General features: G+C 57.0%; 23 protein-coding genes. 17 read left to right on the top strand and 6 right to left on the bottom strand.

The features are described 5' to 3' along the window. From AB1A64_RS17005 to nusG, 5 genes are all read left to right on the top strand, one after another. Window positions 1–459, top strand: coding sequence for a FixH family protein (locus tag AB1A64_RS17005; protein ID WP_170517017.1), 459 nt, complete (start codon window positions 1–3; stop codon window positions 457–459). 4 nt (window positions 460–463) lie between these two features. After that, window positions 464–2,641, top strand: coding sequence for a cation-translocating P-type ATPase (locus AB1A64_RS17000; RefSeq protein ID WP_366552498.1), 2,178 nt, complete (start codon window positions 464–466; stop codon window positions 2,639–2,641). Between the two features lie 5 nt (window positions 2,642–2,646). Beyond that, a complete protein-coding gene (gene ccoS, locus AB1A64_RS16995) occupies window positions 2,647–2,805 on the top strand; it encodes a cbb3-type cytochrome oxidase assembly protein CcoS (protein ID WP_170350970.1) in 159 nt (52 codons plus the stop codon). Window positions 2,806–2,887: 82 nt separating this feature from the next. Then, the gene (gene secE / locus AB1A64_RS16990) at window positions 2,888–3,085 is read left to right on the top strand and encodes a preprotein translocase subunit SecE (RefSeq protein ID WP_170350969.1); all 198 of its coding nucleotides are present in this window, start codon (window positions 2,888–2,890) and stop codon (window positions 3,083–3,085) included. A 199-nt stretch (window positions 3,086–3,284) separates the two neighbouring features. Continuing rightward, on the top strand, window positions 3,285–3,818 hold the full coding sequence (gene nusG / locus AB1A64_RS16985; RefSeq protein WP_010440977.1) for a transcription termination/antitermination protein NusG: 534 nt from the start codon (window positions 3,285–3,287) through the stop codon (window positions 3,816–3,818). 123 nt (window positions 3,819–3,941) lie between these two features. Here the strand turns inward: nusG and AB1A64_RS16980 are convergent, their stop codons facing one another. The 3 genes from AB1A64_RS16980 to AB1A64_RS16970 form a co-directional block, all read right to left on the bottom strand. Continuing rightward, window positions 3,942–4,706, bottom strand: coding sequence for a hypothetical protein (locus AB1A64_RS16980; protein WP_366552497.1), 765 nt, complete (start codon window positions 4,704–4,706; stop codon window positions 3,942–3,944). Further along, window positions 4,703–5,554 carry a hypothetical protein gene (locus AB1A64_RS16975; RefSeq protein ID WP_366552496.1) on the bottom strand — a complete coding sequence of 284 codons (852 nt, stop codon included), beginning with the start codon at window positions 5,552–5,554 and terminating at the stop codon, window positions 4,703–4,705. Before AB1A64_RS16975 ends, AB1A64_RS16980 begins: the two co-directional genes overlap by 4 nt. A 230-nt stretch (window positions 5,555–5,784) precedes the next feature. Continuing rightward, window positions 5,785–6,681 carry a sulfotransferase domain-containing protein gene (locus tag AB1A64_RS16970; protein WP_366552495.1) on the bottom strand — a complete coding sequence of 299 codons (897 nt, stop codon included), beginning with the start codon at window positions 6,679–6,681 and terminating at the stop codon, window positions 5,785–5,787. A 313-nt stretch (window positions 6,682–6,994) separates the two neighbouring features. On the opposite strand from AB1A64_RS16970, the gene rplK reads away from it, so the two are divergent. Together rplK and rplA are read left to right on the top strand one after the other, a co-directional pair. Then, the gene (gene rplK, locus AB1A64_RS16965; protein ID WP_037314971.1) at window positions 6,995–7,444 is read left to right on the top strand and encodes a 50S ribosomal protein L11; all 450 of its coding nucleotides are present in this window, start codon (window positions 6,995–6,997) and stop codon (window positions 7,442–7,444) included. A gap of 1 nt (window position 7,445) precedes the next feature. Then, complete coding sequence (rplA, locus tag AB1A64_RS16960) at window positions 7,446–8,144, top strand: 50S ribosomal protein L1 (RefSeq protein WP_008758243.1); 699 nt, start codon at window positions 7,446–7,448, stop codon at window positions 8,142–8,144. Window positions 8,145–8,220: 76 nt separating this feature from the next. Here the strand turns inward: rplA and AB1A64_RS16955 are convergent, their stop codons facing one another. Next, on the bottom strand, window positions 8,221–9,261 hold the full coding sequence (locus tag AB1A64_RS16955) for a Hint domain-containing protein (RefSeq protein ID WP_366552494.1): 1,041 nt from the start codon (window positions 9,259–9,261) through the stop codon (window positions 8,221–8,223). 167 nt (window positions 9,262–9,428) lie between these two features. After that, on the bottom strand, window positions 9,429–10,391 hold the full coding sequence (locus tag AB1A64_RS16950; RefSeq protein ID WP_366552493.1) for a phosphotransferase: 963 nt from the start codon (window positions 10,389–10,391) through the stop codon (window positions 9,429–9,431). 415 nt (window positions 10,392–10,806) lie between these two features. On the opposite strand from AB1A64_RS16950, the gene rplJ reads away from it, so the two are divergent. The 6 genes from rplJ (at window position 10,807) to AB1A64_RS16920 (ending at window position 22,458) form a co-directional block, all read left to right on the top strand. Then, the gene (gene rplJ, locus AB1A64_RS16945) at window positions 10,807–11,325 is read left to right on the top strand and encodes a 50S ribosomal protein L10 (RefSeq protein WP_058283024.1); all 519 of its coding nucleotides are present in this window, start codon (window positions 10,807–10,809) and stop codon (window positions 11,323–11,325) included. A gap of 79 nt (window positions 11,326–11,404) precedes the next feature. Continuing rightward, window positions 11,405–11,779, top strand: a complete 375-nt coding sequence (gene rplL / locus AB1A64_RS16940; protein WP_170350962.1) for a 50S ribosomal protein L7/L12 — start codon at window positions 11,405–11,407, stop codon at window positions 11,777–11,779. A gap of 250 nt (window positions 11,780–12,029) precedes the next feature. Beyond that, complete coding sequence (gene rpoB, locus AB1A64_RS16935; protein WP_366552492.1) at window positions 12,030–16,163, top strand: DNA-directed RNA polymerase subunit beta; 4,134 nt, start codon at window positions 12,030–12,032, stop codon at window positions 16,161–16,163. Between the two features lie 49 nt (window positions 16,164–16,212). Next, the gene (gene rpoC, locus AB1A64_RS16930) at window positions 16,213–20,454 is read left to right on the top strand and encodes a DNA-directed RNA polymerase subunit beta' (protein WP_366552491.1); all 4,242 of its coding nucleotides are present in this window, start codon (window positions 16,213–16,215) and stop codon (window positions 20,452–20,454) included. A 230-nt stretch (window positions 20,455–20,684) separates the two neighbouring features. After that, window positions 20,685–21,464: a hypothetical protein gene (locus AB1A64_RS16925; RefSeq protein ID WP_366552490.1), complete on the top strand. Its 780-nt coding sequence runs from the start codon at window positions 20,685–20,687 to the stop codon at window positions 21,462–21,464. 124 nt (window positions 21,465–21,588) lie between these two features. After that, complete coding sequence (locus AB1A64_RS16920; protein WP_366552489.1) at window positions 21,589–22,458, top strand: DMT family transporter; 870 nt, start codon at window positions 21,589–21,591, stop codon at window positions 22,456–22,458. Here the strand turns inward: AB1A64_RS16920 and AB1A64_RS16915 are convergent. Beyond that, the gene (locus AB1A64_RS16915; RefSeq protein WP_366552488.1) at window positions 22,437–23,258 is read right to left on the bottom strand and encodes a putative rhamnosyl transferase; all 822 of its coding nucleotides are present in this window, start codon (window positions 23,256–23,258) and stop codon (window positions 22,437–22,439) included. The genes AB1A64_RS16920 and AB1A64_RS16915 overlap by 22 nt on opposite strands. Window positions 23,259–23,652: 394 nt before the next feature. Between AB1A64_RS16915 and rpsL the strand changes: the two genes are divergently transcribed. The 4 genes from rpsL to AB1A64_RS16895 all read left to right on the top strand — a co-directional run. Continuing rightward, on the top strand, window positions 23,653–24,024 hold the full coding sequence (gene rpsL / locus AB1A64_RS16910) for a 30S ribosomal protein S12 (protein WP_005621086.1): 372 nt from the start codon (window positions 23,653–23,655) through the stop codon (window positions 24,022–24,024). A gap of 15 nt (window positions 24,025–24,039) precedes the next feature. Continuing rightward, entirely contained in the window at window positions 24,040–24,510 is a 471-nt protein-coding gene (gene rpsG / locus AB1A64_RS16905) for a 30S ribosomal protein S7 (protein ID WP_058283017.1), read from the top strand. An 18-nt stretch (window positions 24,511–24,528) separates the two neighbouring features. Continuing rightward, window positions 24,529–26,646, top strand: a complete 2,118-nt coding sequence (gene fusA, locus AB1A64_RS16900) for an elongation factor G (protein WP_366552487.1) — start codon at window positions 24,529–24,531, stop codon at window positions 26,644–26,646. A gap of 60 nt (window positions 26,647–26,706) precedes the next feature. Continuing rightward, window positions 26,707–26,833: GTP-binding protein (locus AB1A64_RS16895; RefSeq protein WP_231739787.1), on the top strand; the 127-nt coding region annotated here is incomplete at its 3' end.

Genomic DNA, 26,833 nt, shown 5'->3' with positions numbered 1-26,833 from the left:
ATGGCCGAGCGTCAATTCACCGGTAAGCACGCTCTGGCTATTTTCGTCGCCGCGTTTGGTGTGATTATCGCCGTAAACCTCGTACTGGCCTATAGCGCGGTTAAAACCTTTCCGGGGCTTGAGGTCAAAAACTCTTATGTAGCCAGTCAGGAGTTCAACGACCGTCTGAAGGAACATCAGGCGCTGGGTTGGAACATTCGTGCCGAAATGTCTGGCGGCTTATTGATCCTGCATATCACCGACAAAACCGGAGCTCCGGTCGAAGTGGCCGAGTTGCAGGCGGTTGTGGGTCGCGCCACCCATGTCGAAGATGATTTCTCGCCCGAATTTATCTTTGACGGTCAGGCCTATGCAACGCCGGTATCGTTGGGCAAAGGCAACTGGAACATTCGGCTGGTTGCCAAGGATAGCGCGGGTGCAGAGTTTGCCCAGCGTGTGCCGTTGTACGTAAAAGGGTGATGGGATGACGACGCAGTTCACATCCGGCACTGCGGCCTGCCCCGGTTGTATCGCCAGCCCGGCGGAACCGGCACGGCCCATCCCGCAGGATGCTCAGATTGCGTTGTCGCTGCCGGGCATTCATTGCTCGGCCTGTATTTCTACGGTCGAACGGGAACTGAACGCCTATCCGGGGGTCGAGGACGCGCGGGTGAACCTGACACTCAAGCGGGCGATGATCAAAGCGTCGCCTGATCTGCGTGCGGCCGATCTGATTCCGGTGTTGGAACGGGCGGGCTATGAGGCGCACGAGCTGGACCCCGGTTCGTTGTCAGCGACGCAGGCGAATAAGGCCGGTCGCGATCTGCTGATGCGGCTGGCGGTGGCCGGTTTCGCTTCGATGAACGTGATGCTGCTGTCGGTGTCGGTCTGGTCGGGCGCATCGGATGCCACGCGCGATATGTTCCACTGGATTTCCGCGGCCATTGCGTTGCCAGCCATAGCCTTTTCGGCGCAGCCTTTCTTTACCAACGCCTGGAGCGCCCTGCGGGTCAAGCGCCTGAACATGGATGTTCCGATTGTTTTGGCCATCCTGTTGGCGTTGATCACATCGCTTTGGGAAACCGCGCTCAGCGGCAAGCACGCTTATTTCGATGCGGCGCTGACGCTGACCTTTTTCCTGCTGGCGGGGCGGTATCTGGATTACCGCACCCGCGATGCCGCCCGATCTGCGGCCGAAGAGCTGACCGCACTTGAAGTCCCGCGTGCCATCCGGCTGGTCGACGGTGCTGAAGAAGAAGTGGCTGTAGCCACCCTTGCAGTTGGCGATCTGATCCTTGTCCGGCCCGGTGGGCGTATGCCGGTGGACGGCGAAATTGTGTTGGGGCAGTCGGAGCTTGATCGGTCCCTGTTGACCGGGGAAACCCTGCCTGTTTTTGCGCAAGCGGGCATGGCAGTCAGCGCTGGTGAGGTTAATCTGACTGGCCCCCTTACCATTCGGGCGACAGCGGTGGGTGAGGATACGTCGCTGCACCGTATGGCCGATCTGGTCGCCATCGCTGAATCGGGCCGGTCGCGCTATACCTCGTTGGCGGACAAGGCGGCCAAGCTTTACGCACCGGGTGTACACATCCTTGCGGCGCTCAGTTTTCTGGGTTGGTACATCTATTCCGGCGATATCCGCACCGCGTTGAACATTGCAGCTGCGGTGCTTATCATCACCTGCCCCTGTGCGTTGGGGCTGGCGGTGCCTGCGGTGACGACGGCAGCCTCGGGTCGGTTGTTCCGAAAGGGGATGCTGATCAAGCATTCCACAGCGCTGGAACGTCTGGCCGAGGTGGATACGGTGGTGTTTGACAAAACTGGTACGCTGACCTCGGGCACGCCCGAACTGATCAACCTGGGCGACCATGCCCGCACTGATCTTGAAGTGGCCTTGGCCTTGGCCGAGGCATCCTCGCACCCGCTGTCCGTTGCATTGACCACGGCGGCACGCAATGCGGGGATCAAACCGGCCCGTCTGAAAGATATCACCGAAGTTCCGGGTTACGGCACCGAAGGCACCTATCGAGATCAGCGCGTGCGTCTGGGTCGGGCACCGTGGACCGGTGCGCAAGAGGGTGATCAGACCGCAGTCTGGTTGTCTGTCGCGGGGCAGTCACCTGTGTGCTTCCAGTATTCGGACAGTCTGCGCCCCGGCGCGGCCGAGGCGGTTCAGGCCTTCCGCGATACAGGCAAAGAGGTCATCCTGATTTCGGGTGACACAGAAGGCGCGGTTCAGGCGCTGGCTGAAAAGCTGGGGATCGAACACTGGGTCGCGCAGGCTTTGCCGCAAGAAAAAGCCGTCCGCGTTCAGGAGCTGAGCGATCAGGGCCGACATGTTTTGATGGTTGGCGACGGTTTGAACGACACCGCTGCGTTAACCGCAGCACATGTCTCGATTTCGCCCGCATCGGCGCTGGATGCGGCGCGGGTGGCCTCGGACATCGTTCTGTTGGGCAATGATCTGGCCCCGATTGCCGATGCCTGTGATACGGCCGTAAAGGCGACCAAACGGATTCGCGAGAACTTTCGTATTGCCACCGTTTACAATATCATCGCGGTGCCGCTGGCCGTGGCTGGTCTGGCCACGCCCTTGATTGCGGCGCTGGCGATGTCGACCTCGTCCATCACCGTGTCCCTGAACGCCTTGCGTCTGAGGTAGCTGCTATGGAAGTTTTGGCCTATCTGATACCGATTTCCCTGTTTTTGGGCGGGGTTGGACTTGTGGCCTTTGTGTATACCGTCCGTTCGAACCAGTATGACGACCCCGAGGGTGACTCGCGGCGCATCCTAAGTGATGAATGGGACGACAAGCCCAAGCCCTGACACATGGCAATCAAGCGCTCTTGAAATTGCCGCAATGCCCGGTTATGTCCGGCTCATCCGCTAGCAGAGAGAACCAAGCCAAATGGCAACTATGAATCCGATCCAGTTCATTCAGCAAGTCCGCGCCGAAGTTGCAAAGGTCGTTTGGCCGACCCGGCGTGAGGTGCTGCTGACCACGGTCATGGTTTTCATCATGGCGGCGCTGACTGCCGTGTTCTTTGCGTTGGTTGATCTGGGCATTCGCGGCGGATTGCAACTGATCCTGGGTGCATTCAGTTAAACCGGTTTGGGCTGGCTGAAACGCCACTGCCCCCTTGCACAGCGCGCAATGTCAGAGTAGGTGACGCGGTACTATTCGGAATGGGCGTGCGGCGATTCGGGCTGCGCGCCGCTTTTTATTCCGGGTGACGTGACAGAATTTCAATGACGGTGCTTGCGGCATTGCCAGCGCACCGAAGGCAAACAAGGACGACAGGTTCATGGCGAAACGGTGGTACTCGGTCAGCGTTCTTTCGAATTTCGAAAAGAAGATCGCAGAGCAGATCCGCACGTCGGTGGCCGAGCAGGGCCTTGAGGACGATATCGACGAAGTTCTGGTGCCTACCGAAGAGGTGATCGAAGTGCGCCGGGGCAAGAAGGTCACGACCGAACGCCGCTTTATGCCCGGCTATGTGCTGGTACATATGGAAATGTCCGATCAGGGTTATCACCTTGTGAACTCGATCAACCGCGTCACTGGCTTTCTGGGCCCACAAGGCCGCCCGATGCCGATGCGTGATGCTGAAGTGAACCAGATCCTCAACCGCGTTCAGGAAGGTGAAGAAGCGCCCAAGCTGATGATCACCTTCGAAGTGGGCGAGAAGGTCAAAGTCAACGACGGCCCGTTCGAGGATTTCGACGGTATGGTCGAGGGTGTCGACGACGAAGCCCAGAAGCTGAAGGTTTCGGTCTCGATCTTCGGTCGGGAAACCCCGGTCGAGCTGGACTTCACGCAGGTTACAAAGCAGAGCTGATAGCTACTTCAGCAAGATTTTAGCGCCGCGATGCCACGAGCACCGCGGCGTTTTGTTTTGGCGAACCAGTTGTCAGTTCAGAAGTCCAAGGTGGTTTTCTCAACGACAAGGATCACCTTGCAGTTACGGCGGGCCGGGGATCAGTTCTTGCCGTTGAAGGACCGTCAGAATATCGAGAATGGTCGAAGGGCTGACATCCACCGATCCCTCAAGGAAGACACCAAGCCCACCTTTTCCGATCTCTTTGGGTCCGCCATTGTCATAAACCGGGTCAAGTGACGCGAGTTCTGCCGGTAACTTCGGACACAAAGGGGTATCGTTCAATACAAGGTCTACAGCGGCCAGCATCAGTTCCTTTACAGAGTCCAGCGTATCATCCTCCAGAAGTTGCTCTCGCTGTTCTTCGGGGGCCGTCAGTGTAAGATCAATGAGTTTGAAATAGGCGCAATTGTCACGCAGTTCGACTGTCGCTTCGGTGGACATGTTCGCCAGGATAGCCTTTTTTTGCTCACCCCGTTGAAAATTGCGCTCACTGGTTCGGCTGCATTCAAAGATCGTGATGGTTACATCCCCATCCAGATCAATCGCATCGCCTTGGGCCCCAAAACTCAAGTCATCCAGCCGGACTTGCAGGCCGCAATTGTCGACTATTGCGTTGTCAGCCAGTCGCTCAGGCACAGTCTTCTGTATTTCACGCAGATCAAGAAGCGCGCCCACCCCGATCCGTGTCGGCGCAACAGCGGCGAGGTTCAGATCAAGCGTATAGGGCAGCTCTGTATCACGAACTGGCAATGTCGCGTCGACGACAAAGTCCACTTGTTGCGCGCTTGGTGCCCGGGCGTCCAGAACGGCTGCCATTAAGACCGGGAAAATCAACCAGTGTCTCATTCAGCAAACTCCAATACGCCAAGTTCCTTCAGCCCACCGAGGACTTTGACGATTGTCCCGGCGCTGACATCGGCAGATCCGACAACAGCCGCCCCCATCCCGCCCGGAGCGATTTCGCGGGTGCCTCCTGATTCGTAGATCGGTTCGAGAACAGAGAATTCGTCGGGCAGTGGCGGGCAAACCGGATGGGCTGCCAGAAACTCACCACCCTTTTCCAGAACTGCGTCGTTGATGCGGTTGGTCAAACCAAAGAGGTTGGAAACAGCGCCGATGAACCCGCGCGGGCTGAGGTCGGCGCTTTCGATGCTGAATGTTAGGCATTGGCCTTTCACCTCGGCCTTGGCGACAGCGACCGCGTCCACGGTTGCTCCAAAATAACGAAAGCCCGGTTCTTCACGCCGGTTGCACCTTGTAAACTGCGCGCGGGCGGAACCTTCGACCTTTACGGTGTCACCTATGGCGGTAACGTCTCGGATCTCAAGGTAAATCTGACGTTTACAGGTTTCTTCCAAAGGGCCAGTCAGGATTTGAGGGGCCTTTTCCTGTAATCCACGCAAATCCATGAAGGCTCGCAACCGCAAACGGGTCGGGCTGGCTTCTTCGAGGCCACTGTAAACAGTGAAGGGAACCGGTATGTCGCGCAGTGAAACTTCTTTGGTCAGCTTGATTTGAAAGCGACCGGCATGGGTGGCTGGATCAATCCCAGTCGTTGCGGATGAATTGGCCTTGCTGACCGCGTTGGTTTCGGCATCCGGAGCTTTTTGGTCTTCGGCCTTGCTGCCACAACCCGGCAGCATAGCGACCAGTACACAGATCAGCAGTCCTTTGTTAAGTCGAGATGACCCCATCCCTGACCACCTCATTTGTGTCCAAGTTGCACCAAGATACCCGCCTTCGTTTCTTAAGCAACTCAAGTATTAGGATTAATTGATTTGTTCCGCAAATCTCGACCTTCGCTGAGGCGTTATTGGGCCTCAACCAGGTAATTGGGAACATAGGGGCAATCGTTTGTCTTCTCGGGACCTCCGTCAATGATGGCCCTTTCGTGGGTTTCGACGAGGTGGTGCCAGTGATGCTCTTATTTTCCGAAGGCTAGCCAACTGCTGCATTCCGGCCCGAGCTCCGCCAAGGCTCTAGCCTCATAGCGGGCTTTGTCCTCTTCAGGGAGAATCTCACGCCAACGACCGTTCACGCCGCGGTGGATGAATGTCTCTGCGCCGCCATTCCAAAAAATACCGCCTCCAGGGACGGATTTGCTTGCATGTGCTTTCATGTAGTCAAAGGAACAGTGCGTGAGGATCGCATCCCAACGACTTTCGTCAATCTCGATGTCCAGGAAATTTGCGATGCGGCGAATTTCTCCCGGCATGTCGCGTTTGAGCGCTTCGAAATGGATAAGTTGCACGTTGGGCTGATCGCGAATCTCCCACCAGGTTCGAATATTTTCCCAGAAAGGCCACATCGGGTAACCATCATTCTCCAGCCATTCCCTGAAGTATTGAACGATATCTCGTGTTGGTCGTTCGATCGGTGGGCCTACCCGGCCGGGCGTATCATTCAGAGTTTCATACCAAGTGTCATTCGCGTTCGAATGATGGTTGTGAAAGCTCCATACTACGTCACGCCCATCGCGCCCAATGTATATGTATTTGGCTTGTTCTGAGAAAACGAGCGCATCCACCGGTAAATGCGTTTTCAAGAAACGTCGGTGCGTTTGCGACGCGACTGCTGGTAACTTGACCTCTTTGGGTGGGACCCGAAGGTCAAGCCACGGCGACATCTCGGCGACGTCGAGGTCTTCAGCGCCGTTGAATATCAGCTGAGCGACGATTTGCTGAACCCAAGTCGTTCCAGACTTTGCATAGGTAGCGATGATGATATCGTCATTACGAAATTCGAAATCGTTCCACATAGAGGAGTCAAAGTGGTGGTTGTGAAACTCCCGTGTTTTCTTCGGCGACCCAAACCCGTTCATTTTCCGATCCCTCCTGCGCCTTGAAAGTGCCAGTCTGCCACAGAACGCCAGTCCGAGGAAGAATTTGTGGCACTAATAGGTCTTGCAGTTGAGGAGACAGGCAGAGATGAGTACGCTGGTTTCGGGCCCAAAGCGGTGATGCCAAACTGTAACGCCAACCTCTTGCCAACCCCACCATTCCCCTATACATGCCGCCTCTATCGTCTTCGGGCGAGATTCTCTCGTGGGAGGTTGCTGGGATCGCGATCCCGGGTCGGACCACGCAACATAAACCGGGTGGGACGCGTCCTGCCTACGTTGAAAGGAAAACCAAATGGCCAAGAAGCTTGCTGGTACAATGAAACTGCAGGTTCCTGCAGGTCAGGCGAACCCGTCGCCGCCAGTTGGTCCGGCGCTGGGTCAGCGCGGCATCAACATCATGGAATTCTGCAAGGCGTTCAACGCCAAGACCGCAGATATGGAGCAGGGCGCACCTTGCCCGACCGTGATCACCTATTATCAGGACAAGTCCTTCACCATGGACATCAAGACGCCGCCCGCGTCTTACTACCTGAAAAAAGCAGCTGGCCTGAAGCCGGTCGGCAAGCGTAACCGCCCTCGTGGCGCGGAAAACCCAGGTCGTGAGACCGTGGCAACCGTGACCTCGAAGCAGGTTCGCGAAATCGCCGAAGCCAAAATGAAAGATCTGAACGCCAACGACGTCGAAGGCGCAATGCAGATCATCCTGGGCTCGGCCCGCTCTATGGGCATCGAGGTGAAGTAAGATGGCAAAACTCGGTAAACGTACCCGCGCTGCGCGCGAAGCTGTCGCCGGCAAGGAAAACCTGTCGGTGGACGAAGCAGTTGCCCTGGTCAAAGCCAACGCAACTTCGAAATTCGACGAGACCATCGAAATCGCTCTGAACCTGGGCGTTGACACCCGTCACGCAGACCAAATGGTTCGCGGCGTTGTTGGCCTGCCGAACGGCACCGGTAAAGCGATGCGCGTTGCTGTATTTGCTCGTGGCCCCAAGGCTGACGAAGCAAAAGAAGCAGGTGCAGATATCGTTGGCGCAGAGGACCTGATGGAAACCATTCAGGGCGGCACCATCGAATTCGATCGCTGCATTGCAACCCCTGACATGATGCCGATCGTTGGCCGTCTGGGTAAAGTTCTGGGCCCGCGCAACCTGATGCCGAACCCCAAAGTTGGCACCGTGACCATGGACGTGAAAGCGGCCGTGGAAGCAGCCAAAGGTGGTGAAGTTCAGTTCAAGGCGGAAAAAGGCGGCGTTGTACACGCTGGCGTTGGCAAAGCGTCATTCGACGAAGCCAAGCTGGTCGAAAACGTCCGTGCCTTCATCTCGGCCGTGGCCAAGGCCAAACCGTCGGGTGCCAAAGGCACCTACATGAAGAAAATCGCACTGAGCTCGACCATGGGCCCAGGTGTGACTCTGGACGTAGCAGCTGCTGCGGGCGAATAAGCCCCGGCTAAACGCTTAGAAAAAGAACCCGGGTCGCGCTAACGACCCGGGTTTTTATTTTTAGCCGCATGTTTTGTCAGAGGTACGCGCGTAGCACGCTGGCTTCCTGTGCGCCAATCGTTGCGACTGCTGTGTGCTGGAAAGCAGTGTTGATGTCCTCGACCGACGGGAACAGCGCTAGGATTTCCGCCCTTTGCGGCGATGACAGAGCGTTTTTCGCAATATCACCGTAATAATAGCTTTCCGTCAGCGCGCCGTTTGATCGCACAATGTGGTGCCGGTCAAACATGAAATGTGTATAGGTGATGCGGTCTGTCTCGCGGATCGAAACACCGGGCAGGCCGCACAGGTGCTTGGCAGCCACGAACACTTCGGAGGAACCAAACAGCATGTCGGTTGCTGGAGATTGAATCAGAATCCGGTGCTGTTGCGAAACTACAAGCTCGTGCGTGTTCCCGATGGCGCCGGCTTCGATCACGACCGGGGCAAACGGGCCATAGCCGTGGACCTCAGTCGTTCCGATCCACAGGATCGGTTGCAACCCGCCATCCCGGGTCCAGACGCGCTGGCCTTTTGCGAGGTTCTGTACATCGACATCGCCATCAACGGTGTCGATCCGAGTTCCGGGTCCAAAGCAGGTGATGTAATCCGTATAGGGCGATGACCCCGCGTTTGAGCCGCTAATTTTGACATAAGAGGTTCCCGGCACCAGGGGAGCCGACGTGCTATAGCCCCAAACGTCCTGCGTGACCCCGTTCTGGGAAAACACGTAGATGTCAATCTGGGGTCCGGTTGGGTTTCCGTTAATGTCCAGAGCGCGCACGGTGATGACGGACTCAGATTCAACCTGAGTGCCATTTGTGACGATGCCACCGCCATCGGTAATGACGTGGCCCGTTTCCTGATCGTCGTCGAATGTATCCGGGCTGCCGCTGGTGTCGTCCAGCGTGACAGTGGTGCCAAATCCACCCGAATAGGCAAAAATGGTGCCGTCCGGTGTGTCTGAGTTGTTGATGATCGATCCACCGACGACAATGTCGTTGGCATCGCCCCCGGCCGGAACGAATGTGGCGATTAGGCTGGCACTGTCCTGAGCGAAAAAACTGCGGAGAACCATCTGCGCGATTATTCCTCTTTTGTACTTGTTACGGCGGGCTAAAGGCGACGAAAGCCGCGCGAAATTATGCTGAAAGATAAGAAATTGGTTGGATGGATGCGTCAACCGGGTTCTTCAAAATACCGCACAAATAATTGTTAACTGCGACGGTTACCGCAACAGTCTCATTATCCTTGAAACACAACTTTCAAGCGATTGCCCAACCGCTGTCGTTTGTCTTCCTCAAATGGGCTGCAGTCGTGGTTGGGTTGCCACAACGCCAGCCAGTCCTTCAACAACCGGCCCCGGATGCAGTAATCCAGAATTTCCATGTTGATGGGATGTCGATAGCGGCGAAAGAACATGTCCTTGTTTTTTCTGAGAATACCGCTGCGATCCACATCGGGTCCGTCCCCGTCGCGAAAAATATCTGCCTTTAGAAAGTCGACGATATCGTACACGGCCAGCTTTTCGCGGGATTCAGTAAAGTCCAGGCCAATCGTTTTTCCCTGCCCGACAATCAGGTTTTGCCCGTGAAAATCACCATGCGAAAAGACACGGATATCCTGAATGCCCTTCAGGCGAGCAGCTTCGGCCAGCATGACGTTCACCATCTTCCGACTCGTGCCCGCGATATCATAGGGCACCGTGGTTGAAAGGTCGCGAATGCTGTTTGTCATCCATTTGGGCCGAAACGCATAGTTTACCGGGGGGTGGCGGTCATGAAGATCATTCAACCATGATCCAGCACGGCGAAAAATCTGGGCAACCTGATCTTCGTTCTTGCTGTTATAGATCAGGTCTACCGCGGTTGGCCGGTTGATGAATTCGGTGACGAAGAAGGTTTCAGACGGAGACAGGTAAATCGGGCGGATGACCTGCGATGATGGGTTGTTTTCAAAACGCTGGTGAAGATCGGTTAGAAGGCTGAACTCATCCCGCAGCCTTCCGGTGGTGGGAGAGTTGCTGTCGATTTTCAGTGCAAAGCTTTCAGTTCCGGTTGTGATTTTCAAAACCAGACGCGAATCCGGAAACGCGTGCGAGCGATAGACGCATTCGACTTTCTTCACAGGCCCGACAGGATTGCGCCGTGAAAACTCGGCCACACGCTCTGAAGCGAGTGTCTGTTCAGTATCGGAAAGATCCAGCATTCAGGCGTCGTTCATTGTGGCTTTTCACTGTGCGGATTGAATGGACCTCAGGGCTGGTGCCATGTCAATGCCGCGATGGCAGGCTTTGGGCTTTGCGCGATTGATCTGGGCAGGGATGCAAACCTGTAGGAACGGTCAATTTACCCCTTGGAAACCCCTGTCATCTGGCCTAAATAGAGCTGCGGAATAAAGCGTGCGATTCGTCGTGCGCTTTATTTTGTTTCGTCCAAGACGGTGGGTGGGTCCATTCGGCCCCTTAATTCCCTGCCTGAGACGGGTAAGACCAAAGAATTCTGAGGGTCACGATCCTCGGGCGAATTTTGGCCAATCCCGTAACAACGGACCTGAACGCCGGGGTTAACCCTTCGGCAAATATGAGCCGGGGTGAGGTATCACCCCTAACTTGGAGAGAACTGTGGATAGAGCCCAGAAAGAGAAAGTGGTCGAGGAACTCGGCCAAATCTTCGAAAGCTCTGGCGTCGTAGTGGTTTCGCACTACGCCGGTCTGACAGTTGCCGAGATGCAGGACCTTCGCGCACGTGCTCGTGACGCGGGTGGCGCCGTGCGTGTTGCCAAGAACAGGCTCGCCAAAATCGCCCTTGAGGGTAAGCCGTGTGCAAGCATGGCCGACCTGCTGACAGGGATGACCGTTCTGACCTATTCCGAGGACCCCGTGGCAGCAGCCAAGGTGGCCGAGGACTTCGCCAAGGATAACAAGAATTTTGAAATTCTTGGTGGTGCAATGGGTGAGAACGCTCTGGACCGCAAAGGCGTCGAAACAGTTTCGAAAATGCCGTCTCGCGAGGAGCTTATTGCTTCGATCGTGGGCTGCATTGGCGCACCTGCTTCGAACATCGCCGGCGCGATTGGCGCACCTGCAAGCAACATCGCAAGCATCCTTTCCACCATCGAAGAGAAGGCGGAAGCTGCGTAAGCGGTTGGCACTGAATGATCTGCGTAGGGTAATCACCCTGACGTTGGAACACACACTGTAAACGGAAAGAGCTGATAAAATGGCTGATCTGAAAGCACTCGCAGAAAGCATCGTGGGTCTGACCCTGCTGGAAGCACAAGAACTGAAAACCATCCTCAAAGACGAATACGGCATCGAGCCCGCAGCTGGCGGTGCCGTAATGGTCGCAGCTGGTGGCGACGCCGGTGGCGCAGCTGAGGAAGAAAAAACCGAATTCGACGTCGTTCTGAAGAACGCCGGCGCTTCGAAAATCAACGTGATCAAAGAAGTTCGCGGCATCACCGGTCTGGGCCTGAAAGAAGCCAAAGAGCTGGTCGAAGCTGGCGGCAAGATCAAAGAAGCTGTGTCGAAAGACGAAGCCGAAGAGATCAAAGGCAAGCTGGAAGCAGCTGGCGCCGAGGTCGAACTGGCCTAAGCCCGTTGTCTGGCGCATCGCTGATGCGCCGCAATATTTGGCTGGGCCCGGAGAAATCCGGGTCCAGCCGAACCTGTCTTAGAAAGGGCCTCATGAATGGGGGCGTTTTCTAAGACGCGGTTTTCGGATCGGGAGGCTGCCTTCGGGACGGTGGCCACGAATTGATCCGGACGTGTCGTCTCGAATGTGCAAGGCGCCGGGGCCCGACGGTGTCTTTGCCCGCTGAGAACATCGAAAGGTGACATCTGACATGGCTCAAACGTTCCTTGGCCAGAAACGTCTTCGGAAATATTACGGCAAAATCCGCGAAGTGCTGGAGATGCCGAACCTCATTGAGGTCCAGAAATCTTCTTATGATCTTTTCCTGCGCTCCGGCGATGCAGAGCAGCCCACTGACGGCGAAGGCATCAAAGGTGTGTTCCAGTCGGTTTTCCCGATCAAGGATTTCAACGAAACCTCTGTTCTGGAGTTCGTGAAATACGATCTGGAAAAACCCAAATACGACGTCGAAGAGTGCATGCAGCGCGACATGACCTACAGCGCGCCGCTGAAGGTCACACTGCGTCTGATCGTGTTTGATGTCGACGAAGATACCGGCGCGAAATCGGTTAAAGACATCAAGGAACAGGACGTGTTCATGGGCGACATGCCCCTGATGACGCCGAACGGGACCTTCATCGTGAATGGTACCGAGCGTGTGATCGTGTCCCAGATGCACCGTTCGCCCGGTGTGTTCTTTGATCACGACAAGGGCAAGACCCACTCTTCAGGTAAACTGCTCTTTGCTTGCCGCATCATCCCGTATCGCGGCAGCTGGCTGGACTTTGAGTTCGACGCCAAGGACATCGTTTTCGCCCGTATCGACCGTCGCCGCAAACTGCCTGTGACAACCCTGCTGTATGCGCTGGGCCTGGATCAGGAAGCGATCATGGACGCGTATTACGACACCGTGTCCTACAAGCTGGACAAGAAAAAGGGCTGGATCGCGCCGTTCTTCCCCGAGCGTGTGCGCGGCACCCGCCCGACCTATGATCTGGTCGACGCGAAATCCGGTGAAGTGATTGCCGAAGCGGGCAAGAAAGTCACCCCGCGCGCGGTCAAGAAGCTGATCGAAGAAGGCGTCGTCACCAACCTGCTGGTTCCTTTCGATCACATCGTCGGCAAGTTCGTCGCCAAGGACATCATCAACGAAGAAAACGGCGCGATCTATGTCGAAGCCGGTGATGAGCTGACCCTGGAGTACGACAAGGACGGCGAGCTGATCGGTGGTACCGTCAAAGAACTGATCGATGCGGGTATCACCGACATCCCGGTTCTGGACATCGACAACGTCAATGTCGGCCCCTACATGCGCAACACCATGGCCGCAGATAAGAACATGGGTCGTGACACCGCACTGATGGACATCTACCGCGTCATGCGCCCGGGCGAGCCGCCCACCGTCGAGGCCGCGTCGGCCCTGTTCGACACGCTGTTCTTCGACAGCGAGCGCTATGACCTGTCTGCCGTTGGTCGTGTGAAGATGAACATGCGTCTGGCCCTGGATGCGCCGGACACCCTGCGCACCCTGCGCCGCGAAGACATCGTGGCCTGCATCAAGGCGCTGGTGGAACTGCGCGACGGCAAAGGTGACATCGACGATATCGACCACCTCGGCAACCGCCGTGTCCGTTCGGTCGGCGAATTGATGGAAAACCAGTACCGCGTCGGTCTGCTGCGCATGGAGCGCGCGATCAAAGAGCGTATGTCGTCGGTCGAGATCGACACAGTCATGCCGCAGGACCTGATCAACGCGAAACCGGCTGCTGCTGCTGTTCGCGAATTCTTCGGCTCGTCGCAGCTGTCGCAGTTCATGGATCAGACCAACCCGCTGTCGGAAGTCACCCACAAACGCCGTCTCTCGGCGCTTGGCCCCGGTGGTCTGACGCGTGAGCGCGCGGGCTTTGAGGTGCGTGACGTCCACCCGACTCACTATGGCCGGATGTGCCCGATTGAAACGCCGGAAGGTCCGAACATCGGTCTGATCAACTCGCTGGCGACCTTTGCCCGCGTGAACAAGTATGGCTTTATCGAAACACCGTATCGCGTCGTCAAAGACGCCGAGGTGACGGATGAGGTCCACTACATGTCCGCGACCGAGGAAATGCGTCACACCGTGGCGCAGGCGAACGCGACGCTGGATCAGAACGGCAAGTTCATCAACGATCTGGTTTCGACCCGTCAGGCTGGTGACTACACCCTCGCCCCGCGCGAGAACGTGGACCTGATCGACGTATCGCCGAAACAGTTGGTTTCGGTTGCGGCATCGCTGATCCCGTTCCTTGAAAATGACGACGCCAACCGCGCTCTGATGGGCTCGAACATGCAACGTCAGGCGGTTCCGCTGCTGCGGGCCGAGGCGCCGCTGGTCGGTACCGGGATCGAGGAAAAGGTTGCGATCGACTCGGGCGCTGCGATCCAGGCGAAACGCGCCGGTATCATCGACCAGGTCGATGCCCAGCGTATCGTAATCCGTGCCACCGAAGATCTGGAACTGGGCGACGCTGGCGTTGACATCTATCGTCTGCGCAAGTTCCAGCGTTCGAACCAGAACACCTGCATCAACCAGCGTCCGCTGGTGAAAGTGGGCGACACGGTCGGCAAAGGTGAAGTGATTGCCGATGGCCCGTCCACCGATATCGGTGAACTGGCCCTGGGTAAGAACGTGGTCGTCGCGTTCATGCCTTGGAACGGTTACAACTACGAAGACTCGATCCTGATCTCGGAACGTATCGCGCGTGATGACGTCTTTACCTCGGTCCATATCGAGGAATTCGAAGTCGCCGCACGTGACACCAAGCTGGGCCCGGAAGAGATCACCCGTGACATCCCGAACGTCGGTGAAGAAGCGCTGCGCAACCTCGACGAGGCGGGCATCGTTTACATCGGAGCGGATGTTGAGCCGGGCGATATTCTGGTCGGCAAGATCACTCCGAAGGGCGAAAGCCCGATGACCCCGGAAGAAAAGCTGCTGCGCGCCATCTTTGGTGAAAAAGCATCTGACGTGCGCGACACCTCGCTGCGCGTGAAGCCGGGCGATTACGGTACGGTCGTTGAGGTTCGCGTCTTCAACCGTCACGGCGTCGAGAAAGACGAGCGTGCGCTGCAGATCGAGCGTGAGGAAGTCGAACGTCTGGCCCGTGACCGGGACGACGAGCTGGCAATCCTGGACCGCAACATCTATGCGCGTCTGCAGGGCCTGATCCTGGGTAAAACCGCTGTCAAAGGCCCGAAAGGCGTCAAGGCAGGCTCAGCAATCACCGAGGATCTGTTGGAAACCCTGACCCGTGGTCAGTGGTGGCAGTTGGCGCTGGAAGACGAGAAGGACGCACAGATCGTCGAAGCGCTGAACGAGCAGTACGAAGTGCTCAAGCGCGCTTTGGACGCCCGTTTCGAAGACAAGGTCGAGAAGGTCCGTCGTGGCGACGACCTGCCGCCGGGTGTGATGAAGATGGTCAAAGTCTTTATCGCCGTGAAGCGGAAGCTGCAGCCGGGCGACAAGATGGCCGGTCGTCACGGGAACAAAGGTGTGATCTCCAAGGTTGTTCCGATGGAAGACATGCCGTTCCTGGCCGATGGTACTCCGGTTGACTTCTGTCTGAACCCGCTGGGTGTGCCGTCGCGTATGAACGTTGGTCAGATCCTTGAAACCCATATGGGTTGGGCCGCGCGCGGTCTAGGTCTGAACATCGACGACGCATTGGGTGATTATCGCCGCTCTGGCGATCTGACCCCAGTCCGCGAAGCGATGAAACTGGCCTATGGCGAGAATGTCTATGAAGAAGGCATTGCCGACATGGACGAGGGTCACCTGATCGAGGCTGCGGGCAACGTGACCCGCGGTGTTCCGATCGCGACCCCGGTCTTTGACGGTGCCAAGGAAGCAGACGTCAACGACGCGCTGGTGCGTGCAGGCTTCTCGGAAAGCGGTCAGTCGGTTCTGTTCGACGGTCGTACCGGCGAGCAATTCGCACGTCCAGTGACCGTGGGCATCAAGTACCTGCTGAAACTGCATCACCTTGTGGATGACAAGATCCACGCGCGTTCGACCGGGCCGTACAGCCTGGTTACCCAGCAGCCGCTGGGTGGTAAGGCGCAGTTCGGTGGTCAGCGCTTTGGTGAGATGGAAGTCTGGGCTCTGGAAGCTTATGGCGCCGCCTACACCCTGCAGGAGATGCTCACCGTGAAATCGGATGACGTCGCCGGCCGGACCAAGGTCTATGAGTCGATCGTCAAGGGCGAGGATAACTTTGAAGCGGGCGTACCGGAATCGTTCAACGTTCTGGTTAAAGAAGTCCGTGGCCTCGGCCTGAATATGGAACTCCTGGATGCGGAGGAAGAGTAGGGGCGGCAACGCCCCACACTCATCCCATCCCAATTTGTAAGGACGCAAAATGAACCAGGAAATCACCAATAACCCGTTCAACCCGCTGACGCCGCCGAAAGTCTTTGACGAAATCAAAGTCTCATTGGCGTCGCCCGAGCGGATTCTGTCTTGGTCCTATGGCGAGATCAAGAAACCCGAAACCATCAACTACCGGACGTTCAAGCCCGAACGCGACGGTCTGTTCTGCGCGCGTATCTTTGGCCCGATCAAAGATTACGAATGTCTGTGTGGCAAATATAAGCGGATGAAGTATCGCGGCGTTGTCTGCGAGAAGTGCGGTGTGGAAGTCACCCTGCAGAAAGTCCGCCGCGAGCGTATGGGCCATATCGAACTGGCCGCGCCCGTCGCACATATCTGGTTCCTGAAATCGCTGCCGTCCCGCATCGGTCTGATGCTGGACATGACGCTGCGCGATCTGGAACGCGTTCTGTACTTTGAAAACTATGTCGTCATTGAGCCCGGTCTGACCGACCTGTCCTATGGCCAGATGCTGACCGAAGAAGAGTACATGGACGCGCAGGATGCCTATGGCATGGACGCGTTCACCGCGAACATCGGTGCCGAAGCCATCCGTGAGATGCTGGCCCAGATCGATCTGGAAGCCGAAGCCGAGCAGCTGCGCGCTGATCTGGCCGAAGCAACCGGCGAACTGAAGCCCAAGAAGATCATCAAGCGTTTGAAGGTTGTCGAATCCTTCCTCGAGTCGGGCAACCGACCCGAGTGGATGGTAATGACCGTGATCCCGGTCATTCCGCCGGAACTGCGTCCGCTGGTTCCGCTGGATGGCGGCCGTTTCGCGACTTCGGATCTGAACGATCTGTATCGCCGTGTCATCAACCGGAACAACCGTCTGAAGCGTCTGATCGAGCTGCGCGCGCCTGACATCATCGTCCGCAACGAAAAGCGGATGCTGCAGGAATCCGTGGACGCTCTGTTCGACAACGGCCGTCGTGGCCGCGTGATCACCGGCGCCAACAAGCGCCCGCTGAAATCGCTGTCGGACATGCTGAAAGGTAAGCAGGGTCGTTTCCGTCAGAACCTTCTGGGTAAGCGCGTCGACTTCTCGGGCCGTTCGGTCATCGTGACCGGTCCGGAGCTGAAGCTGCACCAGTGTGGTCTGCCCAAGAAGATGGCGCTTGAGCTGTTCAAGCCGTTCATCTACTCGCGCCTTGAAGCCAAGGGTCTGTCTTCGACCGTGAAACAGGCGAAGAAACTGGTCGAGAAAGAGCGTCCCGAAGTGTGGGATATCCTCGACGAGGTGATCCGCGAACACCCTGTAATGCTGAACCGTGCGCCGACGCTGCACCGTCTTGGCATTCAGGCGTTCGAACCGGTCCTGATCGAAGGTAAAGCCATACAGTTGCACCCGCTGGTCTGTTCGGCCTTTAACGCCGACTTCGACGGTGACCAGATGGCCGTTCACGTCCCGCTGAGCCTTGAGGCCCAGTTGGAAGCCCGTGTTCTGATGATGTCGACGAACAACGTTCTGTCGCCTGCGAACGGTGCACCGATCATTGTTCCGTCGCAGGACATGATCCTGGGTCTGTACTATGTGACCCTGGAACGCGAAGGCATGCCGGGCGAAGGCAAGGTCTTTGGGTCGATCGAAGAAGTTCAGCACGCGCTGGACGCCGGTGAAGTGCATCTGCACACCAAGATCACCGCGCGGATCACGCAGATCGACGACGAAGGCAACGAAGTTCAGAAGCGTTTTGAAACCACCCCGGGCCGTCTGCGTCTGGGTGCGTTGCTGCCGATGAACAACAAAGCGCCGTTTGAACTGGTCAATCGTCTGCTGCGGAAGAAAGAAGTGCAGCAGGTGATCGACACCGTCTACCGTTACTGCGGTCAGAAAGAGTCGGTCATCTTCTGTGACCAGATCATGTCGATGGGCTTCAAAGAAGCGTTCAAGGCGGGCATCTCGTTCGGTAAGGACGACATGGTCATCCCGAACGACAAGTGGGGCATCGTTGATGACACCCGCGGTCAGGTGAAGGACTTTGAACAGCAGTACATGGACGGCCTGATCACTCAGGGCGAAAAGTACAACAAAGTTGTCGATGCCTGGTCGAAGTGTAACGACCGCGTCACCGAAGCGATGATGAGCACTATCTCATCTTCGGACCGGGCAGAGGACGGATCCGAGCAGGAACCGAACTCGGTCTACATGATGGCCCACTCGGGTGCGCGTGGCTCGGTCACTCAGATGAAACAGCTGGGCGGTATGCGCGGCCTGATGGCCAAGCCGAACGGTGACATCATCGAGACGCCGATCATCTCGAACTTCAAGGAAGGTCTGACCGTTCTTGAATACTTTAACTCGACCCACGGTGCCCGTAAGGGTCTGTCGGATACCGCTCTGAAGACGGCAAACTCGGGTTATCTGACCCGTCGTCTGGTGGACGTGGCGCAGGATTGCATCGTTCGTGAGATCGACTGTGGCACCGAGCGTGCGATCACCGCCGAAGCTGCGGTGAACGACGGTGAGGTTGTTGCCTCGCTGGCCGAACGTGTGCTGGGCCGAGTCTCTGCCGATGACGTTTTGCGTCCGGGTACGGATGAGGTGATCGTGGCCGCTGGTCAGCTGATCGACGAGCGTATGGCCGACACCATTGACGAAGCGGGTGTTGCGTCCATGCGCATCCGCTCGCCTCTGACCTGTGAGTCCGAGGAAGGCGTATGTGCGACCTGCTACGGACGTGACTTGGCACGCGGTACCATGGTGAACACGGGTGAAGCTGTCGGCATCATCGCCGCCCAGTCCATCGGTGAGCCCGGTACACAGCTGACGATGCGGACCTTCCACATTGGTGGCGTTGCGCAAGGTGGTCAGCAGTCGTTCCAAGAAGCCAGCCAGGACGGTGTCGTGTCCTTCGAGAACCCACAGATCCTGGTCAATGCCGCAGGCGAAAGCCTGGTCATGGGCCGGAACATGAAGCTGGTGATCAAGGACGAACACGGCGAAGAGCGTGCCAGCCACAAGCTGGGCTACGGTTCCAAGCTGTTCGTCAAGGATGGCACCAAAGTGACCCGTGGCGACAAGCTGTTCGAGTGGGATCCCTACACCCTGCCGATCATCGCCGAGAAAGCCGGTACTGCGAAATACGTTGACCTCGTTTCGGGCATCGCTGTCCGCGATGAGACCGACGATGCAACCGGCATGACTCAGAAGATCGTGATCGACTGGCGTGCAGCCCCGAAAGGCAGCGACCTGAAGCCCGAAATCATTCTTGTCGGTGAAGATGGCGAACCGGTCCGCAACGATGCGGGCAACCCGGTTCACTATCCGATGTCGGTGGATGCGATCCTGTCGGTCGAAGATGGCCAGTCCATCGAAGCCGGTGACGTTGTAGCGCGTATCCCGCGTGAAGGTGCCAAGACCAAGGACATCACCGGTGGTCTGCCGCGTGTGGCCGAATTGTTCGAAGCCCGTCGTCCGAAAGATCACGCGATCATCGCAGAAGCCGATGGTTACGTGCGCTTTGGCCGCGACTACAAGAACAAGCGCCGCATCAGCATCGAACCGGCGGATGAGTCGATGGAAACGATCGAGTATATGGTGCCCAAGGGCAAGCATATCCCGGTCGCGGAAGGTGACTTTATCCAAAAGGGTGAATACCTGATGGATGGTAACCCGGCTCCGCATGACATCCTGTCCATCATGGGTGTCGAAGCGCTGGCGGATTACATGATCGACGAGGTGCAGGACGTCTATCGTCTGCAGGGCGTGAAGATCAACGACAAGCACATCGAGGTCATCGTGCGCCAGATGCTGCAGAAGTGGGAGATCCTGGATTCAGGCGACACCACCCTTTTGAAAGGCGAACATGTCGACAAGCAGGAGTTTGACGCAGCCAACGAGAAGACCCTCTCGCGCGGTGGCCGTCCGGCTCAGGGCGAACCGATCCTCTTGGGGATCACCAAAGCCTCGCTGCAGACGCGTTCGTTCATCTCGGCGGCGTCGTTCCAAGAAACCACCCGCGTGCTGACCGAAGCGTCAGTACAGGGCAAAAAGGACAAGCTGGTTGGCCTGAAAGAGAACGTCATCGTCGGTCGTCTGATCCCTGCTGGTACCGGTGGTGCGACCCAGGCTGTGCGTCAGGTTGCACAAAGCCGTGACAATGTCGTGATCGAAGCCCGCCGGGAAGAGGCCGAAGCGGCCGCTGCCTTGGCTGCCCCGATTGTCGAAGACGATTTGGTTGGAGACGAGCTGGACGTTCTGGTGGAAACCCCGGAAAGCCGCGAGTAAGCGACTACTAAAATCCAAAGATCAGGCCCCGCGATTTCGCGGGGCCTTTTTCTTTGGGTGGCCGCCTGTGCCCTTTGCCTTGATTGAAGCGCTGACAATAGTAAGGGATGGGTCGCAGATTGTGCGGCTCGGTTCGGCGTAAATTAATATGAGCAGTATTGTTTTTGAAAAACCCTTTTCATGTTATGGTTTTTTACGTCTCACGCGCAAATCCACTGGAGATTTGAATTATGAGAGCTGTATTGAAATTGTCTCGTGCATTATCGGTTTTGGGGATTGGCCTGCTGGCGGCATGCAGTGATTACGCCTATGTCGGGATGCCGCAGGGGCAGCCGTCTCGGGAAGTAAAAATTCCCGATGGCAGCACGCGGCTCATTCCAGTTTCTGCGTCGATAGTGGGTCTTGCCTATGACCAGCCGCGGCGGCGGATTTTCCTGCGCAATCTTCCCGGTACACAGTTGCAGGAACTTGACCGAAATGGCCGCGTTCTACGCACCTTTTCGGCGCAGCGCGTACCGGCCGGTTGCGGAGGGGTTACTCCTGACGACTTCCCGATCAAGGAATGTGGGCTCGCTATTCGGGGTGCAGACGGACACCTCTTCTTGGATCATCCAAACGGTCTGATGATTTCAGAATTGACGCGCGACGGGCAGTTCGTGCGCCATATCAGGCTTGCGCAGCCGCAAGGACCGATAGGCGGGCTGGCCTTCGACAAAAATACCGGCACCCTTTACCTGTTGTTTATTCGGAATCGTCTGATTGCCGAGATTGATCTGAACGGCACCACCAAAAGGGTCATTCGCCCAACCAACCCCTCGGTCGGTGCGGCATTGCAGATTGAGCGCTTTGGCCTCGGGATCAACGCTGAACGCCGTGAGCTTTATGTTGCGCTTCAAAACGGCAACCGGCTAGGGGTTTTAAACATGTCCGGAGGGCTGATCGCGACGCATAACCTAAGCGCCGGGGTTACCGTCGAAGGTATCGGCGGCGGGCGCGTCTTTGGATTTTGATGGCGATTAGACTGTGCCCGGTAAATTGAGACGTAATTTCCCTGTTCGTCTACTAAGTTGCGTTGACAATAAGTCGATCGATTGAGCCAATGCAGCAATCGACTTTCGACCGGATTATTTAGCCATGACCCCAAACGTGAAAGGCGCGCTGCTGATGATGGGCAGCATGGCCGCCTTTACCATCAACGATGCTCTGATCAAGGCGGCAGGCGCCGAGGTGCCGTTGTTTCAGATGGTAGCAATGCGCGGATTTTTGGCGACGGTTTTGGTGTTTCTGCTGGCGCGTCATCTGGGGGCGTTGCATCTGAATTTCCCGCGCCACGACAAATGGCTGGTGGTGATCCGGTGCCTGGCCGAGCTGTCGGCCACGTTCTTTTTTCTGACCGCCTTGCTGCATATGCCGCTGGCCAACGTGACCGCAGTGCTGCAGGCCCTGCCGTTGACGGTTACGTTGGGCGCAGTGCTGTTTTTCCGCGAACAGATCGGGTGGCGGCGGGTACTGGCGATTGTGTTGGGCTTTGCAGGGATGCTGATGATTGTGCGGCCCGGCCCCGAGGGGTTCAGCATCTACGCGATTTACGCTTTGATTGCGGTGGCCTCGGTCACGGCGCGAGATTTGATCACGCGGCGGATGTCGGTGCATGTACCCTCGCTGGCGGTTACCTTGGCAACGTCCTTGACGATTACCGTGTCGGCGGGGATTGCCACGGTGGCGACGGGTTGGGAACCGGTGCCGGTCGGGGCCGGTTTGATGGTGGCATCGGCCGCGGTGTTCGTACTGGGTGGCTATCTCTTCAGCGTCATGGTTATGCGGGTGGGCGAAGTCGGTTTCGTCGCGCCCTTCCGATACTCCAGCCTGATCTGGGCACTGGGGCTGGGTTGGCTCATTTTCGGGGATTGGCCGGACACGATTACCATGTTCGGCGCAACACTGGTCGTTGGGGCAGGGCTGTTCACATTGTTCCGCGAACGTCAGGTGCAGCCCGCCGAGTGAACCTGACGCACTAGGTTCTGATCTATCGCAAAGCGCGCGATGAATTCACCTTCTTGTTCGGGGCTTAGTGGTGACAGATCTTCGGTGTTGTTACGGGCACCCCATGAATCGTTGGATGCATGCAATGAGCGCACCCACATTGGCGCATCCGGATAGCTGACGACCGGCATGAATCGACCAATGCGATGGTGGGCGAAACTGAAGATTGTGTGCTTGCACCCGCCAGCGACATACATGCCAAGACCCACGCCTATCAAAGACTTGAATGCCTCTGCCGCTTTGATCCCATCTGCATTCAAACGGGCGACAAACCCTTTGTTGAAATCTATTCCAACCGTGCGATTCCTGCTCATGAGTGCTTTGCTGTCTTCGGTGGCTTCGCGGAGGCGCTCAACAAAGTCGACGGAAACAGCGTCGTCGTCGTCATGGCGGAACTGCAGGCAGGGCTGATCAAGGTCATCGCGGGCCGTATTTAGAATCCCCTTCATGATTTGACGGTGTTTTTCACCGGATTCGGCTGATTTCTGAACGATCCGAACCTGCTTGATGCCCGCTGTCAGATCCTTCAGCCTGTCAAATGCTGCTTTGGGCAGGCATTCTCCCACAGCCACCAACAACAGGAAATCCTCATCTGTATGTTCGCGAAAACAGGGCAGGGTTGAGGTTTCAAATAGTCGGAACCTCTCTTCCAGCCGCTCCGGGCTGTACAGATAGCGGCGTCGATCTTCCAATGTTTCATGTTCGATCTGAAAACTGCCAAGGGCCGGGAAAGAAAAACGGCAAAGGCCAATTACTTGCATGGTGCGTCCACTATCAGAATACCAAAATCACTATGCCGGGGGCCGCGACCGCTCGCAACGGCAGACGGTTCTGGCAGTCTTGGAAAGCTCTTGATAAACTAGGGTGAACGGGCCGGCCGGGTGCACCGGGCTTGGGCTGTTGACACCCGGGCCGACTCCCCCTATTACGCGCTTCATCTCGGTGCGGGGGCCGCCCCATAACCGATTCCAGTAATGAACTGGTCAAGGCCCGGACAATTTTGCCGTTCGCGCCCTCTGATAATCAACCGCGACGTTCACCTCGGAATGGGAACGCTCGCGGGTTTTGCGCTTGTGGACGCATAAGTGCAGCAAGTTTAACCGCACGCAACCCGCGTGCATGTCATGTGTGTTGCAAAACGGGGAAGAAACCGGAATGCCAACTATTCAACAGCTGATCCGCAAACCGCGGCAGCCTAAAGTAAAACGCTCGAAGTCCATGCACCTGGAGCAGTGCCCGCAGAAACGCGGCGTCTGCACCCGCGTGTACACCACCACACCGAAAAAGCCGAACTCGGCTATGCGTAAGGTTGCCAAGGTGCGCCTGACCAACGGGTTCGAGGTCATCTCGTACATCCCCGGTGAAAGCCACAACCTGCAGGAACACTCGGTTGTTCTGATCCGTGGCGGCCGTGTAAAAGACCTTCCCGGTGTTCGTTACCACATCCTGCGCGGTGTTCTGGATACTCAGGGCGTCAAAGACCGTAAGCAGCGTCGTTCGAAATACGGCGCGAAGCGTCCCAAGTAAGAAGGAGAGGCTGATATGTCACGTCGTCACGCCGCCGAAAAACGCGAAGTCCTGCCTGACGCCAAATTTGGCGACAAGGTACTGACCAAATTCATGAACAACCTGATGATCGACGGCAAAAAGTCGGTCGCAGAGCGCATCGTCTACAACGCGTTTGACCGCGTTGAAGGCAAGATCAAGCGCGCACCGGTCGAAGTGTTCCACGAAGCGCTCGACAACATCAAACCGTCGGTCGAGGTTCGCTCGCGCCGGGTTGGTGGTGCAACCTACCAGGTTCCGGTCGAAGTACGCCCCGAGCGTCGCGAAGCCCTGGCCATCCGCTGGCTGATCTCGGCTGCGCGCGCGCGCAACGAAAACACCATGGAAGAACGCCTTGCCGGTGAACTGCTGGACGCTGTACAGTCCCGCGGTACTGCCGTGAAAAAGCGTGAAGACACCCACAAGATGGCCGAGGCGAACAAAGCCTTCAGCCATTACCGTTGGTAATTCCAGAGGCTTATCAAAATGGCACGCGAATATACACTCGAACATTACCGTAACTTCGGTATCATGGCGCACATCGACGCAGGTAAGACCACCTGCTCGGAGCGTATCCTGTTTTACACTGGCAAATCCCACAACATCGGTGAGGTGCACGATGGTGCAGCCACCATGGACTGGATGGAGCAGGAGCAGGAACGCGGCATCACCATCACATCGGCCGCGACCACTACTTTCTGGGAACGCACTGAAGACGGTGAAACTGCTGACTCGCCCAAGCACCGCCTGAACATCATCGACACCCCCGGCCACGTCGACTTCACCATCGAAGTTGAACGTTCGCTGGCGGTTCTCGACGGTGCCGTCTGCGTTCTGGACGCAAACGCCGGTGTTGAGCCTCAGACCGAAACCGTATGGCGTCAGGCTGACCGCTACAAAGTTCCGCGAATGGTGTTCGTCAACAAGATGGACAAGATCGGCGCCGACTTCTTCAACTGCGTTGCAATGATTGAAGACCGTACCGGTGCACGTGCTGTTCCGGTTGGTATCCCGATCGGCGCAGAGACTGAGCTGGAAGGCCTGATCGACCTGGTCACCATGGAAGAATGGCTGTGGCAGGGCGAAGACCTGGGCGCAAGCTGGGTCAAAGCACCGATCCGTGACAGCCTGAAAGACATGGCTGACGAATGGCGCGGTAAGATGATCGAAGCGGCCGTCGAAATGGACGACGACGCGATGATGGAATACCTGGAAGGCAATGAGCCCGACGTTCCGACCCTGCGCGCCCTGCTGCGCAAAGGTACTCTGGAAATCGCGTTCGTTCCGGTTCTGGGTGGTTCGGCGTTCAAGAACAAAGGCGTTCAGCCGCTGCTCAACGCTGTGATCGACTATCTGCCCAGCCCACTGGACGTTGTTGATTACATGGGCTTCAAACCCGGCGACGAAGAAGAAGTTCGCGACATCGCCCGTCGTGCAGACGACAACATGGCCTTCTCGGGCCTGGCGTTCAAAATCATGAACGACCCCTTCGTTGGCTCGCTGACCTTTACCCGGATCTACTCGGGCACCATGAACAAGGGTGACTCGATCCTGAACTCGACCAAAGGTAAGAAAGAGCGCATCGGTCGTATGATGATGATGCACTCGAACAACCGGGAAGAGATCGAAGAAGCGTTTGCAGGCGACATCATCGCGCTGGCGGGTCTGAAAGACACCACCACCGGTGACACGCTGTGTGATGCGAAGGATCCGGTGGTTCTGGAAACCATGACCTTCCCCGACCCGGTGATCGAGATCGCGGTTGAGCCCAAAACCAAGGGCGACCAAGAGAAGATGTCCCAGGGTCTGGCCCGTCTGGCCGCCGAAGACCCGTCCTTCCGCGTGGAAACCGACCTGGAATCGGGTCAGACCATCATGAAGGGCATGGGCGAACTTCACCTGGACATCCTGGTTGACCGCCTGAAGCGTGAGTTCAAAGTCGAGGCGAACATCGGTGCACCGCAGGTGGCATACCGTGAAACCATCTCGATGCCGGTTGAGCACACCTACACCCACAAGAAACAGTCGGGTGGTTCGGGTCAGTTCGCTGAAGTCAAGCTTGAGATCCAGCCCACCGAGCCGGGCGAAGGCTATTCGTTCGAAAGCCGCATCGTTGGTGGTGCCGTTCCGAAGGAATATATCCCCGGTGTTGAAAAAGGCATCAACTCGGTCATGGATAGCGGCCCGCTGGCTGGCTTCCCTGTGATCGATTTCAAAGTTGCCCTGCTGGACGGTAAGTTCCACGACGTTGACTCGAGCGTTCTGGCGTTCGAAATCGCATCGCGGATGTGTATGCGTGAAGGCATGCGCAAAGCCGGCGCGAAACTGCTGGAACCGATCATGAAGGTCGAAGTGATCACCCCGGAAGAATACACTGGCGGTATCATCGGCGACCTGACCTCGCGTCGAGGTCAGGTGTCTGGACAAGAGCCGCGCGGCAACGCGATCGCAATCGATGCGTTTGTGCCGCTGGCCAACATGTTCGGCTACATCAACACTCTGCGTTCGATGTCGTCGGGCCGTGCCCAGTTCACCATGCAGTTCGACCACTACGATCCGGTTCCGCAGAACATCTCGGACGAGATTCAGGCGAAATACGCATAAGCGACGATTTGAGGGAGCGCGGCTAACGCGCTCTCTTCATTACCGAAAAAGGAGGCCATCATGGCAAAGGAAAAGTTTGAGCGTACAAAACCGCACGTCAACATCGGCACGATTGGGCATGTTGACCACGGTAAAACCACGCTGACCGCAGCAATCACCAAGTATTTCGGTGACTTCAAAGCGTATG

Origin of the sequence: Ruegeria sp. ANG10, assembly GCF_040705255.1 — a bacterium.
Lineage (GTDB): Bacteria > Pseudomonadota > Alphaproteobacteria > Rhodobacterales > Rhodobacteraceae > Ruegeria.
This window is presented reverse-complemented; position numbering and strand designations above follow the sequence as displayed.